The 13,197-nt window shown below is 67.3% G+C and carries 16 protein-coding genes; 10 read left to right on the top strand and 6 right to left on the bottom strand.

The genetic code is table 11. The annotated features are described in order from the left end of the window. Nucleotides 1-196: 196 nt before the first annotated feature. Complete coding sequence (locus tag OG976_RS00330) at nucleotides 197-391, bottom strand: hypothetical protein (protein ID WP_328356311.1); 195 nt, start codon at nucleotides 389-391, stop codon at nucleotides 197-199. 113 nt (nucleotides 392-504) lie between these two features. On the opposite strand from OG976_RS00330, the gene OG976_RS00335 reads away from it, so the two are divergent. Then, the gene (locus OG976_RS00335) at nucleotides 505-960 is read left to right on the top strand and encodes a Fur family transcriptional regulator (RefSeq protein WP_328356313.1); all 456 of its coding nucleotides are present in this window, start codon (nucleotides 505-507) and stop codon (nucleotides 958-960) included. Nucleotides 961-1,003: 43 nt separating this feature from the next. Further along, nucleotides 1,004-3,196, top strand: a complete 2,193-nt coding sequence (gene katG, locus OG976_RS00340) for a catalase/peroxidase HPI (RefSeq protein WP_328356316.1) — start codon at nucleotides 1,004-1,006, stop codon at nucleotides 3,194-3,196. 58 nt (nucleotides 3,197-3,254) lie between these two features. Here the strand turns inward: katG and OG976_RS00345 are convergent, their stop codons facing one another. The 3 genes from OG976_RS00345 to OG976_RS00355 form a co-directional block, all read right to left on the bottom strand. Beyond that, complete coding sequence (locus OG976_RS00345; RefSeq protein WP_442930573.1) at nucleotides 3,255-3,548, bottom strand: hypothetical protein; 294 nt, start codon at nucleotides 3,546-3,548, stop codon at nucleotides 3,255-3,257. Nucleotides 3,549-3,667: 119 nt separating this feature from the next. After that, nucleotides 3,668-4,534, bottom strand: coding sequence for a cytochrome c biogenesis CcdA family protein (locus OG976_RS00350; protein ID WP_328356321.1), 867 nt, complete (start codon nucleotides 4,532-4,534; stop codon nucleotides 3,668-3,670). A 7-nt stretch (nucleotides 4,535-4,541) separates the two neighbouring features. After that, nucleotides 4,542-5,048 (bottom strand): protein disulfide oxidoreductase, encoded by a 507-nt coding sequence (locus OG976_RS00355; RefSeq protein WP_328356324.1) that lies wholly within the window; start codon nucleotides 5,046-5,048, stop codon nucleotides 4,542-4,544. Nucleotides 5,049-5,259: 211 nt separating this feature from the next. Between OG976_RS00355 and OG976_RS00360 the strand changes: the two genes are divergently transcribed. Genes OG976_RS00360 through OG976_RS00370 form a run of 3 tightly spaced genes read left to right on the top strand, consistent with a single transcriptional unit; the run spans nucleotide 5,260 to nucleotide 8,218 of the window. Next, nucleotides 5,260-5,898 carry a TetR/AcrR family transcriptional regulator gene (locus OG976_RS00360; RefSeq protein ID WP_328356327.1) on the top strand — a complete coding sequence of 213 codons (639 nt, stop codon included), beginning with the start codon at nucleotides 5,260-5,262 and terminating at the stop codon, nucleotides 5,896-5,898. Beyond that, nucleotides 5,895-6,977: a DUF1214 domain-containing protein gene (locus OG976_RS00365; protein WP_328356330.1), complete on the top strand. Its 1,083-nt coding sequence runs from the start codon at nucleotides 5,895-5,897 to the stop codon at nucleotides 6,975-6,977. The genes OG976_RS00360 and OG976_RS00365 overlap by 4 nt, the downstream gene beginning before the upstream one ends. After that, entirely contained in the window at nucleotides 6,974-8,218 is a 1,245-nt protein-coding gene (locus OG976_RS00370) for a sulfotransferase family protein (protein WP_328356332.1), read from the top strand. Before OG976_RS00365 ends, OG976_RS00370 begins: the two co-directional genes overlap by 4 nt. Here the strand turns inward: OG976_RS00370 and OG976_RS00375 are convergent. After that, complete coding sequence (locus OG976_RS00375; protein ID WP_328356335.1) at nucleotides 8,194-8,787, bottom strand: restriction endonuclease; 594 nt, start codon at nucleotides 8,785-8,787, stop codon at nucleotides 8,194-8,196. The two genes, OG976_RS00370 and OG976_RS00375, sit on opposite strands and share 25 nt — an antisense overlap. 89 nt (nucleotides 8,788-8,876) lie before the next feature. On the opposite strand from OG976_RS00375, the gene OG976_RS00380 reads away from it, so the two are divergent. The 3 genes from OG976_RS00380 to OG976_RS00390 all read left to right on the top strand — a co-directional run bounded on the left by OG976_RS00380 (nucleotide 8,877) and on the right by OG976_RS00390 (nucleotide 11,081). Further along, a complete protein-coding gene (locus OG976_RS00380) occupies nucleotides 8,877-9,839 on the top strand; it encodes an LLM class flavin-dependent oxidoreductase (protein ID WP_328356338.1) in 963 nt (320 codons plus the stop codon). Nucleotides 9,840-10,052: 213 nt separating this feature from the next. Continuing rightward, nucleotides 10,053-10,487, top strand: coding sequence for an STAS domain-containing protein (locus OG976_RS00385; protein WP_328356341.1), 435 nt, complete (start codon nucleotides 10,053-10,055; stop codon nucleotides 10,485-10,487). A gap of 42 nt (nucleotides 10,488-10,529) precedes the next feature. After that, complete coding sequence (locus tag OG976_RS00390) at nucleotides 10,530-11,081, top strand: hypothetical protein (protein WP_328356344.1); 552 nt, start codon at nucleotides 10,530-10,532, stop codon at nucleotides 11,079-11,081. 2 nt (nucleotides 11,082-11,083) lie between these two features. Here OG976_RS00390 and OG976_RS00395 read toward each other — a convergent pair whose 3' ends face one another. Next, nucleotides 11,084-11,875, bottom strand: a complete 792-nt coding sequence (locus OG976_RS00395; RefSeq protein WP_328356347.1) for a CDP-diacylglycerol diphosphatase — start codon at nucleotides 11,873-11,875, stop codon at nucleotides 11,084-11,086. A gap of 119 nt (nucleotides 11,876-11,994) precedes the next feature. On the opposite strand from OG976_RS00395, the gene OG976_RS00400 reads away from it, so the two are divergent. Next, the gene (locus OG976_RS00400; protein ID WP_328356350.1) at nucleotides 11,995-12,402 is read left to right on the top strand and encodes a TOBE domain-containing protein; all 408 of its coding nucleotides are present in this window, start codon (nucleotides 11,995-11,997) and stop codon (nucleotides 12,400-12,402) included. Next, the gene (modA, locus tag OG976_RS00405; RefSeq protein WP_328356352.1) at nucleotides 12,399-13,163 is read left to right on the top strand and encodes a molybdate ABC transporter substrate-binding protein; all 765 of its coding nucleotides are present in this window, start codon (nucleotides 12,399-12,401) and stop codon (nucleotides 13,161-13,163) included. Before OG976_RS00400 ends, modA begins: the two co-directional genes overlap by 4 nt. The last annotated feature ends 34 nt before the right edge of the window (nucleotides 13,164-13,197 follow it).

Below are 13,197 nucleotides of genomic sequence, written 5' to 3' on the forward strand. Positions count from 1 at the left end.
GCTCCTGATCAGACGACAGGGGACGCATCACCATACCGAGCCGACCTTCAGACAGGCGCTCGGCACTGGTCCCGTCTCGCCTAGCAGGACATCCGTCGGTAGATCGGGCAAACTTCTGTTGGGCACCGGGCCGGGGGGTAGCTTCGGTACGTGCCCGCGGCCCGGCTTCGGGTGCAGGGTGGGATCGTGCGGAGGGTCAGCGGATGAGGCGTTCGACGGGACGGCGTTGCGCCGCGCTTCTGGCGGCGGCCGCAGTGGCCGTGCTGGCGGCGTGCGGCAGCCCCTCGGACGCGCCGGCGCCGACCACCACCACCGGGCCGGTCCAGCCGACCAGCAAAGGGATGACGGGCGGACCCAACGACTTCAGCCCGAAACCGTTGCCACCGCTCACGCCTGTCGTGCCGACCCAGGCCGGCGACGCGCCTCGACCGTGATCGAGGACTCCCCGACACGCCGGAAACTTAGTCTTGACTCATTCCAGAAAAGGGTGGAAGTATCTCCCTTGTGAGCTCGATGTCGGATTTCGCAGACCAGCTGCGTTCAGCTGACCTGCGTGTCACGCGGCCTCGGGTAGCGGTTCTAGAGGCCGTGCAGGCCAACCCGCACGCCGACACCGAGACGATCTTCAGTGTGGTGCGCGCCGGCCTGCCCGATGTCTCCCGCCAGGCCGTCTACGACGTCCTGCACGCTCTGACCACGGCACGCCTTGTCCGCCGCATCCAGCCCTCGGGTCTGGTGGCGCGCTACGAGTCGCGGGTCGGCGACAACCACCACCACATCGTCTGCCGCCACTGCGGGGTGATCGGCGACGTCGACTGTGCCGTCGGCGAGGCGCCCTGCCTGACCGCGGCCGACGACAGCGGCCTGTTGGAAGGCTTCGCCATCGACGAAGCCGAGGTCATCTACTGGGGCCTGTGCCCCGATTGCTCCACCCACCAGATTTCGCGATCACAACCGTGATCGCGGCCGGATTCACCAACACCCAATCCCGAAAGGAATGAACGTGGCTGAGGAAACCCCACCCATCGGTGCGGCACAGAGCGAACCCGCCGAGAGCGGTTGCCCGATGCGCATCAAGCCGCCCGTCGAGGGCGGCAGCAACCGCGACTGGTGGCCGAACGCCGTCAACCTCAAGATCCTTCAGAAGGATCCCGAGGTCATCAACCCGATGGACCCGGACTTCGACTACCGCTCCGAGGTCCTGAGCCTGGACTTCGACGAACTGGCTCGGGATGTCGACGCGGTCATGACCGACTCGCAGGACTGGTGGCCCGCCGACTTCGGCCACTACGGTCCGTTCTTCATCCGGATGTCCTGGCACGCCGCCGGCACCTACCGCGTGCAGGACGGCCGCGGCGGCGGCGGTAAGGGCATGCAGCGCTTCGCCCCGCTTAACAGCTGGCCGGACAACGTCAGCCTGGACAAGGCGCGCCGACTGCTGTGGCCGGTGAAGAAGAAGTACGGCAAGAAACTGTCGTGGGCGGACCTGCTGGTCTACGCAGGCAACCGGGCGCTGGAGAACATGGGCTTCGCGACCGCGGGCTTCGCGTTCGGCCGGGCCGACTACTGGGAGCCCGAAGAGGACGTCTACTGGGGCGCCGAGGCCGAATGGCTCGGCTCGCAGGAGCGCTACGCCGGTAGCGACCGCAGCAAGCTGGAGAACCCGCTGGGCGCCACCATGATGGGCCTGATCTACGTCAATCCCGAAGGCCCGGAAGGTGTTCCGGACCCGTTGGCCGCGGCGGTCGACATCCGCGAGACCTTCGGCCGGATGGCGATGAACGATGTCGAGACGGCGGCGCTGATCGTCGGTGGTCACACCTTCGGCAAGACCCACGGCGCCACGCCGGTCGAGAACGGGGTCGAGCCCGAAGCCGCGCCGCTGGAGATGCAGGGCCTCGGCTGGGCCAACTCGGGCCTCGGCAACGAGACGGTCAGCAGTGGGCTCGAGGTCACCTGGACCCACACCCCGACCAAGTGGGACAACAGCTTCCTGGAGATCCTCTACGGCAACGAGTGGGAGCTGTTCAAGAGCCCCGCCGGCGCCAACCAGTGGAAGCCGAAGAACGACGGCTGGGCCAACTCGGTCCCGATGGCCCAGGGCGACGGCAAGACCCACCCGTCGATGCTGACCACCGATCTCTCGATGCGGTTCGATCCGATCTACGGCGAGATCACCCGCCGCTGGCTGGACCACCCGGAGGAGCTCGCCGACGAGTTCGCCAAGGCCTGGTTCAAGCTGCTGCACCGCGACATGGGTCCGGTCGTCCGGTACCTCGGCCCGGACGTTCCCCAGCAGACCTGGACCTGGCAGGACCCGGTCCCGGCCGGGACCGCTCTGTCGGCGGATCAGGTCGCCGCGCTCAAGTCGGCCATCGCCGACTCGGGTCTGAGTGTGGCGCAGTTGGTCTCGACCGCATGGAAGTCGGCGTCGTCCTACCGCAACAGCGATATGCGCGGCGGCGCCAACGGCGGCCGGATCCGGCTGCAGCCGCAGCTCGGCTGGGAGGTCAACGAGCCTGACGAACTGGCTCAGGTGATCCGGGCGCTGGAGGGCATCCAGTCCTCGGCCGGCTTCCCGGTGTCGTTTGCCGACCTGGTCGTCCTCGGCGGCAACGTCGGTGTCGAGAAGGCAGCTGCCGCAGCCGGATTCGACATCGAGGTGCCCTTCACCTCGGGTCGTGGCGATGCCACCCAGGATCAGACCGATGTCGAGTCGTTCGCCTACCTGGAGCCCAAGGCCGACGGTTTCCGCAACTACGCGGGCAAGGGCCTGAACCTGCCCGCGGAGTACCACCTGATCGACCGTGCGAACCTGCTCGGTGTGTCGGGTCCGGAGCTGACGGTTCTGGTCGGCGGGCTGCGCGTGCTCGGTACCAACTTCGGTGGCACCAAGCACGGTGTGTTCACGGACAAGCCGGGTGTGCTGAGCACCGACTTCTTCGTCAACCTGCTCGATATGAGCACCAAGTGGGAACCGTCGTCGGCTGACGACGGCACCTACGTCGGCAAGGATCGCAGCAGCGGTGCGGCCAAGTACACCGCCAGCCGTGTCGATCTGCTCTTCGGCTCGAACTCGCAGCTGCGGGCGCTGGCCGAGGTGTACGCCGAGGACGACGCCAAGGAGAAGTTCGTCAAGGACTTCGTGGCGGCGTGGGCGAAGGTCATGGACAACGACCGGTTCGATCTGGCCTGACAGCACTAAACAGCGAAACCCCGCGGACTTCGGTCCGCGGGGTTTCGTCGTTTAGTGCTTAGTTGCAGGCGCCGGCGTTGACCCAACGGCCATTCCAGCCCACGCACCCGGTGACCGGTGGCGGTGGCGGAGGCGGCGGGTAGTCCTCGGGCAGAGGCGCGTAGTAGGCCGGCGGCGGGACATACGGTGCCACCACGTCGGCCAGATTGGCGCAGCCGCTGACCGTGACCCGCCGGCCCGCGCTGGCGCAGACATCGGCCTTGGCCTCGCCGCTGGGCTGGATCGTCGTGATGGTCAGCGGAATGCCGCTCAGCGCCATCACCACGGCGGCGGCACCCCCCAGAGTTCGCACCGGATACTTCATTGCCTGTCCCATCTCCTCGTCGGCCGAGCCGGGTTCGGACGTGCAGCGGAGTATAACGATGCCCGCTGTGCGCACCACTGAACTGTGTATCGGCGCAGGCAGTGGTCTCAGCCGACGGTGCTGCGCCGGCGTCGGCGCCACAGCACCCCGGTGGTCACCGCCGCGGCGAGCAGAACTCCGAGCGCCAGCAGCCACGGCCAGCCGCCGTGTGCGTACACCCAGCCCGCCACCGCCCGCTGGATCCGGCCCGCGGCGTCGATCACCGGGTCCTGCGCACTGCCGCCCCCGCTGAACAACCGGATCTCGTAGACGCCGTAGTAGCCGACGTAGAGCCCGACGAGAACCAGCACCACCCCGCTGATCCGGTTGACGTAGGGCAACACCTGGCGCATGCGGTCGACCAGGGTCGAGTTGGCGAAGGCGACCCCCACCGCGAGTACCCCGACGACGAGGGCCAGCCCGGCCGCGTAGGCCACGTAGGCCGCGAGGCCGTCGAGCAGGGAACCGCCGCGTGCGGTGCTGCCGGTCACGGCGAGGAACGGGCCGATGGTGCACGACAAGGATGCGATCGCATACCCCACGCCGTAGCCGAACATCGACCCGACCTTGGCCGTGGGTGTCCAGCGGCCACCGAACCGAGCAGGGCCCGAACCGAGTCCGAGTTCCCGCCCGGACGCCAGCCACAATCCCAGGGCCACAAGGAAAATCCCGACAACCACGGTCAGGTACGGCGCATAGCGCTGCACTGTCGAGGCGACCGACACGGTCAACAGGCCGAAGGATCCGAACACCACGAGGAAGCCCAGTGCCATCGCGAGGGTGGCAACCAGTGCGCGGCCCACCGCCGCCAGGCGGCTGGATTCCTCTCCGTTGACGACCAGCGCGAGGTAGGCCGGCAGCATCGCGAATCCGCAGGGATTGAAGGCCGCCACCATTCCGGCGGCGAAGGCCAGACCAATCAGGTTTTGGTCCACCGGGACGTCAGGAGGCCAGGGCGCGCACCCGGTCGGTGAGCTCCTGCTGCGACATCGCCGAGGTCGGGTTGTTCACGAACGTCGAGGTTCCGTCGGGACGCACGAACACGTAGGCGGGCTGCCACGGCACATTGAAGCGCGCCCAGATCGATCCGTCCGCATCGTTGAGGTTGGTGAAGTTCAGGTTGTACTTCGAGACGAAGTTCTCCATCTGACCGACGTCGGACCGGGCGGCGACGCCCACGAAGGTGACCTTCGGGTTGGCCGCCGCCACCGCGCTGACGTTGGGAGCCTCGGCGTTGCAGAACGGGCACCACGGCGTCCAGAACCACAGCACCGCGGGCTTGCCCTGCAGGCTTGCCCCGTTGAACGGGGCGCCGCTGAGGGTCGTTCCGGTGAAGTTCAGCTGGTCGTCGGCGACGGCGGCCGGCGGGCTGGCCACGCTGAACACCAGCGCGGTGCTGGCCAGAACCAGGGCGGCCGTTCGGATGGCGCGGTGGAATCGAAGTTTCATGAGGTGACCTCCCGGCCGTTGATGGTCTCGCCGTGACGCCGACGGGTGTGCGCGCGGCCCACGGTGGTGTCACGAACTGAACTGTTCAGAAGTTCACCGTATGGCCCTGCCCAAACCGCGGCTACGCCATCGCGGCAGGGGTCAGAATTGCGTAATCGCGCGGGCAGAAGCCTGTTGACAATTTACGTGACGTAACGAAACATAAACCGCCGTGAGCCCCACCGCTGTCCCGGAACCCGAATCCGGACGCGAGCCGGTGCGTGGGCGGCCCCGTGATCCACGCACCGATGACGCCATCATGGCGGCCACCCGACGGCTCCTGACCGACGTCGGATACGAGCAGGTGTCCATGGAGTCGATCGCCCGGTCGGCGGGCGTGAGCCGCCCGACGATCTACCGGCGGTGGCCGTCGAAAGCCCATGTCGTGTTCGAGGCGGCGTTCGGTTCGGCCGCCGAACCCGACATGGTGGTGCGGACCGGGGACTTCACCCGCGATCTTCACGAATTCATCCGGCGGGCGCTCGCCTTCTGGCGCGAGCCGGTGGTGGAGGCAGCGACAATGGGCATCCTTGCCGAACGGCGCCGCGACGCCCAATTGCACATCCGCACACAGCAACTGCTCGATGACATGATCCGCGCCGAGCTGGCCGCACTGGTGCGCGCCGGCGCCGAACAGGGCGTCGTGCGCGCCGATGTCGACACCGACACGTTGTTCAACACCCTCGTCGGAGCGGCGTTCTACACCGCGCTGGTCGACGGGCGTGACACCTCCGATCAACTCGCCGACAAGCTGTCCGCCCTGGTGATGCGAGGCGTGCAGGACGACCGACAAGACAAGGAACAGCGATGACGAACGATGTTGTGGCGCAGGAGCTTTCGAAGGCGTTCCGCGACCTGCTCGATGAGGTCGCGGCCATCGAGGGCAAAATCCTCAACGCCGATCCCCCACTTGACGAGCCTGACGTCATCGACGGCTATCGCCTGACGTTCAGCCTGTTGCGGGTCGCCGTCGACGCCTACGTGTGGGGTGACAAGGCCAACCCCCGGTTCGTCGACGTGATCGGCCCCTACCAGCGCTGGGGCGGCGACAACTCCGACGCCTTCTATCAGCTTGCGCCGATCGACCCGAATCGCACCTACCGGGTCCGCGGCAACCGTGGTGACTCGGTGTATCTGTCCATCACCGTCTACGGCGGCCCCGACGACGGGCACTACAGCAATCGGATTGTCGGGACCATGAACGACCGCTCACTGGAGTTCGACGACGAGGGCAACTTCGAGTTCACCATCAGCCCCGATCCGCAGCCCAGGGCATGGCTCAAACTCGAACCCGATGCCGTCGTCGCACTGACCCGCGACTACCTGGAGAACCCGGAATCCGATCGGCGCGTGCAGTGGACGATCGAGGCCGTCGACCCGCCGGCCCGCCTCATCGAGAGCCGCACCGACCTGATCCGCCGGCTGCGGGCAGCCAAAAACTGGCTCAACGAACAGGTTTCGTTCATCCCCGTCAAGGTCGAGCCGCCGAACGAGATCGCCGAACCCTACCCGGTTCCGCAACAGACCTACGGCTGGGCGGCAGGCGATGCGGCGTACGCGATGGGAGCCTACGAATTGGCGCCGAATCAGGCACTGATCATCGAAGGCACGTCGCCGCCCTGTGTGTTCTGGAACCTCTGCCTGTGGAACCCGTGGTTGCACACCTACGACTACACCTACGAGAAGGTGACCATCAACGGCGCGCATGTCACCTACGAGCCGGACGGGTCGTGGCGAATCGTGGTCAGCGACAGCGATCCCGGCCAGCCCAACTGGGTGTCCACCGCCGGGCGCCGCAAGGGCCTGATCTGGCTGCGCTGGTTCCTGCCCGAGGAAACCCCCACACGCCCGACCTGCCGGGTGGTCGACGTCGCGGAGCTGTCGGCATGACCGCCGGTGTCGCCCGGCCCGCGCCCATCAGATTCACCGACCTGGCCGACCCGGTGTATCCCGAGGCGGCGTGGGCGATGCGCGAGGCGCTGGCCGGCTATGGCGCAATTCTCGAACTCGATCCGCAGGCGTTGCTCTCCGCGGCGACTGAGCGAACCGGACTCGACGATTTCGGCGACCCGGCCTTCCGTGAACGGCTCGACGTGCTGTGCGCATCGCTGCGAGAGGAGGCCGGACTGTCCGATGTCGGCGTCGCGGTGGCCTTCGAGCAACTCGTCGGCAACCTGGTGAACCGGCTGCGGCTGGAGGCCCTGATCGCCGAGCACCCGCAGATCGAGGACATCGAGATCGAACGGCCCATCATCATCTGCGGGCTGCCCCGCACCGGGACCACCCACCTGCACAACCTGATGGCCGCCGACCCGAACCTGCGCTACCTGCCGTACTGGGAAAGCCTCGAGCCCTTCCCCGCACCCGGCGAGGAGGACCAAGCGCGCCAGGACCGATGTTCAGCCGGCCTGGATCTGGTGAACACCTCGATGCCGGAGTTCCGGCGCATGCACGACATGACCGTCGACCACGCGCACGAAGAGATTCAGCTGCTGGCCAACGATCTGTCCACCATGCTGTTCGAAACCACTTACTATCTGCCGACTTTCGCCGAGTACTACAAAGCCCACGATCAGGGCCCGTCGTATGCCTACCTCAAACGCAGCCTGAAGGCACTGCAGTTCCTTCGCGGTGGAACACGATGGGTGCTCAAATCGCCGCAGCACCTTGAACAGTTCCCGACGCTGTATGCGACCTTCCCGGACGCCACGTTCGTCGTCACCCATCGCGATCCCGTCGACGTGACCCGGTCGATGTCCACCATGGTGGCCTACGCCTCCCGGATGGCGACCGCGCATCCCGATCCGCGCAAGATCGGGAACTACTGGCTGGGCCGCGCCGAAGACCTGTTCAACGGATGCGTATGGCACCGCGATGTGCTGCCTGCCGATCAGTCGATCGACGTGCGCTTCACCGACTTCATGGCCGACGAGGCCGGCACGCTGGCGTCGATCTACGAACTGGCCGATCAGCCCTTCGACAACGAGGTGCGTTCGGCGATGGCGGAGTTCATCGCAGCGCATCCCCGGGGCCGCTACGGCGAGGTGATCTACGACCTCGCCGACGTCGGACTCGACCCCGACGATGTGGCCGCCCGGTTGCGTAGTTACCGGGAGCGCTTCGTCGGCTGAACGGGGTTGCGCGCCAGTCGCGCCAGCCGGGTGCGATCGACCAGCGCGCAGCCGTGCACCTCGGCCAGCTGTTCGGCCGCTCTGGTGTAGCGGTGATTGGACACCACCATAGTGGCGGTGCACTCGTAGACCGCCGCACCCGCGACCACCTGCTGGATCGCGGCGCCGTTGACCAGCCGGGCCGCCCGCTTGCATTGCACCGCGGTGCGCACGCCGTCGCGGGTGGCGATCAGGTCGACCCCGAAATCGCCTGTGGCCTTGGTCATTTCGATGTCGTAGCCACGACCCCGGAGTACCGCGGCGACGTAGTGCTCGAATTCGACGCCGGTCATCGCGTCGACGGCGGCCTGCCCGGAGGCGCGGTAGAGGGCGTCGAGACGCCGGTTCTGCCGATGGTCGAGATAAGCCAGCCCGGCCCGCCACGCACTCACCACGGTGGCGAGCGCGGTAAGTGCGGCTAGCACCCACACCACGTTGTTCAGTAGACCCGCCAGCCCCAGAAGCGCGGTCGCCACGAGCCACAGACCCAGCCACTGCAGGGCGGTGCTCAGCGTCGGGTCCTCGCGCACGCAGTCACCGTAGCGGCGCCACCCGACAGAACCGGGAACCGACGAACCTGGTCTGCCAAACCGTGACCCGTACCCAATACAGTGCTCTGATGGCTCTTGCTGTTCTGCGGTTCAACTTCGCCTCCCCCGGTGGCGATCCCAAACTCCAAGGTGAACTGCTTTCGGCGGCACTGGAGTTGGCGCAGTACGTCGACACCCGCGGGGTTGCCGCCGTCAGCGTCGACGAGCACCACGCGACCGGCCACGGGTGGAGCTGCAATCCGGTCATGACCGCCGGGATGCTGCTGGCCCGCACCACAAACATCATCGCCAGCATCGACTGCGCGCTGGGGCCGCTGTGGAATCCGGTCCGGATGGCCGAGGACATCGCCCTTGTCGACGCGATGAGCCGTGGGCGCCTGCACACCACCGTCGGCCTGGGCTATCGCGAAGTCGAGTACGACACCCTCGGCGTGGATTTCAGCAGGCGCGGTGAGCTGATGGACGAGGCCTTGGAGACCATGCTGGCGGCCTGGTCCGGGGAGACCGGCGTGGTGTCGGGCACCTGGTCGCGCCCGCGTCCGCCGCTGTATGTCGGGGGTGGGGTGCGGGCGACGGTGCGCCGTGCGGTCCGCTTCGGTCTGCCGTTGAGCCTGCCCGACCACCGGCCCGACCTCGCCGAGTACTACCGCGAGCTGTGCCGGGAGGCCGGCATCCGGCCGTTCGTCATCATGCCCGCCGAGGTCAATCGCGGGATGATCTACCTGCACACCGACCCAGATCGGGCCTGGGCCGAACTCGGTGAGCACATCCTGTGGGAGGCCGTGACCTATGGGCAGTGGTCGCAGGAGACCCGGTCCCTGATGCATCTGCCCGGTGTGCAAACCCTCGACCAGGTGCGGGCCTCGGGGCGGTACCGCTTCCTGACCCCGGAGGAATTGATCGCCGAAGTGCGCGGCGCCGAGGACTTCGGCCCCATCACCTTGCATCCGCTGGTCGGCGGGATGCCCATCGAGGAGGCCTGGAAATCGGTGCAGCTGCTCACCGATGAGGTCCTGCCGGCGCTTTCCTAGAGGTGCCGTCCAGCGATCCTTACTGATCAGTAGGGTCGCGCCGGTTCGGTCGATGTTGCCCGTTTTCGCGGAGTCGAGCGAAAGTTGGGTTCTTAACAGAGTTTTAGGCACTGCTCCCAGCCGCCTTAGATTTGCGGCATAGCGTTTGGGTCATTGGTGGGGAGGCCGCAAGGCGTACCCGCATCCGCACACTGACCGGAATTGAGGCTGCACATGACGAGTTTCACCTCTCGCTACGGCAACCCCGCTGTTGACTACAAGGGTGCCCACGTTCGCGCCCACTTCCGGCATGTGGCGACAGTAGCGGCGATCAGCGGCCGCATCGATGCCTCCAACGTCGACCAGGTGACCGACTACGTCAAGCGGTTCGTCCTGGCCGACCAGCCCTTCGTGCTCGATCTCAGCGGGGTGGATTCCTTTAGCCCCCAAGCACTTCGGTTGCTGTTCGCCGTCGATGACCGTTGCAGTGTGGTCGGCGTGGACTGGGCTGTCGTCGGCAGCGATGCGGTGACCCGGCGTCTGCGTATCCGCAACAACGACATCCTGTTCCCGGTGGTGGCGTCGGTGGCTGAGGCCGAGCACGAATTCGACGACGCGATCCTCAACCGCCGCCGCTTCCTGCTGCCGCTGCTGAGCAAGACCGCCTGAGCGCGGCTCGCCGGCTCGGCCGGCGCGCGTACCCTGATCAACGTGGTTCGAACATCAGCAATCCTGACCGCTGCGGCGTTGACTGCTGCCGCGGTCCTCGCGGGAGCCGGCGCCGCAGGCGCTGATCCCACGACGCCGGATCCTTCACCTGCACCGACACCCTCGACGTCGGCGGCGCCGTCAGCGGCGCCTGCGCTGTCACTGGCTCCGACCACGGCGCCGACGACCCCGCCCGCAACGCCTCAAACGGCGATCGACCACAACGGCACCTACACCGTCGGCAGCGATATCGTCGCGGGCACCTACGCCTCGGCGGGCCCTGTCGAGGGCGACCGGTGCTACTGGCGGCGGATCGGCGGCCCGGACGGCGCGAGCACCCTGGACAACGCGCTCAGCGGCAAGCCGCAGGTCGTCCAGATCGAGCCGACGGATACCGCGTTCAAGACCAACGGCTGCCAGCCGTGGCAGCTCACCGATGCGCCGCCGCCGGGCCAGAACCCGCCCTGGCTGTCTGGACTGCAGCTCAAGCACTACATCGACGTCATCAACGGCCTGGCCGGTGCGTCCGGCAACGGCCAGCTGCCGCCGTCGTAACCCTATTTGGCCGTTGAGCCGGTAGCGGGAATCGGCGGCGGGCAGTAGTCGTGGTCCTGTAGCTGCTCTCCCCCGGCGAAATCGCCGGTCTCGCCGTTCGCACGGTCGGCCAACACCACGAAGCCCGGTCGCCCGCCCACGTCGTCGGCGCCGACGACCACCAGGGTGTAGAGCCCCATGTCGCCGCGTGCCCCGTCGATCCCGTCGGCCAGCAGGGTGAACGGGTTGGCGGACAGTTCGGTGCCCGGCACCGCGATCGCCCAGTACGTATGCCCGGCCAGCGGTACTGGAAACGGTGCCCACGTTGGCCCGATCAGGGCGGCTTGTGCGCGCAATGCGTCGCGCACGTCGGCGCGCACACAATCGAGGTGGATGTGCAGCTGGTTCTGGGACCGCGACACCGCGGAGTTGACCGCCAGGCTCATCCAGTCGCGTGGCAGAGTCCCCCCGGCCCGCTGCTCGACGAATGCCCGCGCCTGCCAGGCCAGCGCGAAGTAGTTGGTCGCATCGGGTGCGAGCAGTTCGGGGCTCTCGATACCGGACATGCGCGCGGTGGGTAAAAGCATGTACTGCCGGGCTCCGTCGATGTCCTTCATGACGACGTAGCCATGCTGCTCACCGCCGCTGAGATCCACCCGGGAACAGGGCGCCGGATCGCGGTGCGCGAGTTCGTCGGCGACGCACTGGTCGTGCACGATCGTCCACAGCGCGTTCGGGTCGGCCTGGGCACTGACTGGACTGAGAAACCAGCACGCGGCCGCTGCCGCGACCGCAACGTATCTCTTGCCTGGCACCGCCACACCTTACGGTCGACACCCCTGATTGCACCGCCCCGAAACGCTCTATCTCCGTGTTCGCGGGTGTATAGCCACTTTTGAACCGCAGATGCGGACATTTCGGTTAGGCTGCCGACGTGCCCACTATCAGAGTTCGCGAGGCCGCCGAACTTCTCGGAGTCAGCGACGACACGGTACGGCGGTGGATCGACGACGGTGCCCTTCCAGTCAGCAATGACGCGGCCGGGCGCAAGACCATCGACGGCGCCGCGCTGGCCGCCTTCGCCCGCGACCACGCCTCGGTCGCGCCGAAAGACCCGCTGTCGATCGCCAGCTCGGCGCGCAACCGGTTCGCCGGCCTGGTGACCCGGGTCGTTACGGACACCGTGATGGCCCAGGTCGAGATGCAGTGCGGCCCGTTCACGGTGGTCTCGCTGATGAGCAGTGAGGCCGTGCGCGACCTCAACCTCGAGCCGGGCAGTATCGCCGTCGCGGTGGTGAAGGCCACCACGGTCATCGTCGAGACCCCGGGCGGGCAGTCATGAAACGGCGGTGGCCCGCGCTGGCCACGGCGCTGCTTCTCGTCACGCTCCCCGCCTGTGGTTCGGGCCAGAACTCCTCGGCGCCCGCCGGTGGAAAGATCGTGGTGTTCGCCGCGGCATCGTTGAAGAAGACCTTCACCGAGATCGGTGACCAGTTCAACAAGGACAACCCCGGCTCGTCGGTCGAGTTCTCCTTCGCGGGCTCCGCTGATCTCGTCACCCAGCTGACCCAGGGCGCCCACGCTGATGTCTTCGCATCCGCCGACACCAAGAACATGGATAAGGCGGCGGCGGCCGGTCTGCTGGCCGGTGCCCCGGTCAACTTCGCGTCCAACACCTTGACGATCGCGGTGGCGCCGGGAAATCCCAAGCAGATCAGCACTTTTCGGGATCTCGCCAAGCCCGGGATCAGCGTCGTCGTCTGCGCGCCGCAGGTGCCGTGCGGCTCGGCGGCGCAGAAGGTGGAGACCGCCACCGGCGTCGACCTCGCCCCGGCGAGCGAGGAATCCTCGGTGACCGACGTGCTGGGCAAGGTGACCAGCGGGCAGGCCGACGCCGGACTCGTCTACGTCACGGACACCGCTGCGGCCGGCGACAAGGTCACCGCGGTACCGTTCCCCGAAGCATCCGGGGCGGTCAACACCTACCCGATCGCCACCCTCAAACAGGCCCAATCCCCCGGTCTAGCAGGCAAATTCGTCGATCTGGTGACCGGCCCGGCCGGTCAGGCGATCCTCGCGAAGGCCGGTTTCGGGACACCCTGACTCCCATCCCGGCCGGGCACCGATGTGGCAGGCT

Origin of the sequence: Mycobacterium sp. NBC_00419 (genome assembly GCF_036023875.1) — a bacterium.
Classification (GTDB): Bacteria; Actinomycetota; Actinomycetes; order Mycobacteriales; family Mycobacteriaceae; genus Mycobacterium.

Bases quoted from the DNA above. Each gene is read 5' to 3' on its own strand.
- modA (WP_328356352.1), top strand. From the start codon at position 12,399: ATGAAACGGCGGTGGCCCGCGCTGGCCACGGCGCTGCTTCTCGTCACG.
- OG976_RS00385 (WP_328356341.1), top strand. From the start codon at position 10,053: ATGACGAGTTTCACCTCTCGCTACGGCAACCCCGCTGTTGACTACAAG.
- OG976_RS00355 (WP_328356324.1), bottom strand. From the start codon at position 5,048: ATGAAACTTCGATTCCACCGCGCCATCCGAACGGCCGCCCTGGTTCTG.
- OG976_RS00365 (WP_328356330.1), top strand. From the start codon at position 5,895: ATGACGAACGATGTTGTGGCGCAGGAGCTTTCGAAGGCGTTCCGCGAC.
- OG976_RS00370 (WP_328356332.1), top strand. From the start codon at position 6,974: ATGACCGCCGGTGTCGCCCGGCCCGCGCCCATCAGATTCACCGACCTG.
- OG976_RS00380 (WP_328356338.1), top strand. From the start codon at position 8,877: ATGGCTCTTGCTGTTCTGCGGTTCAACTTCGCCTCCCCCGGTGGCGAT.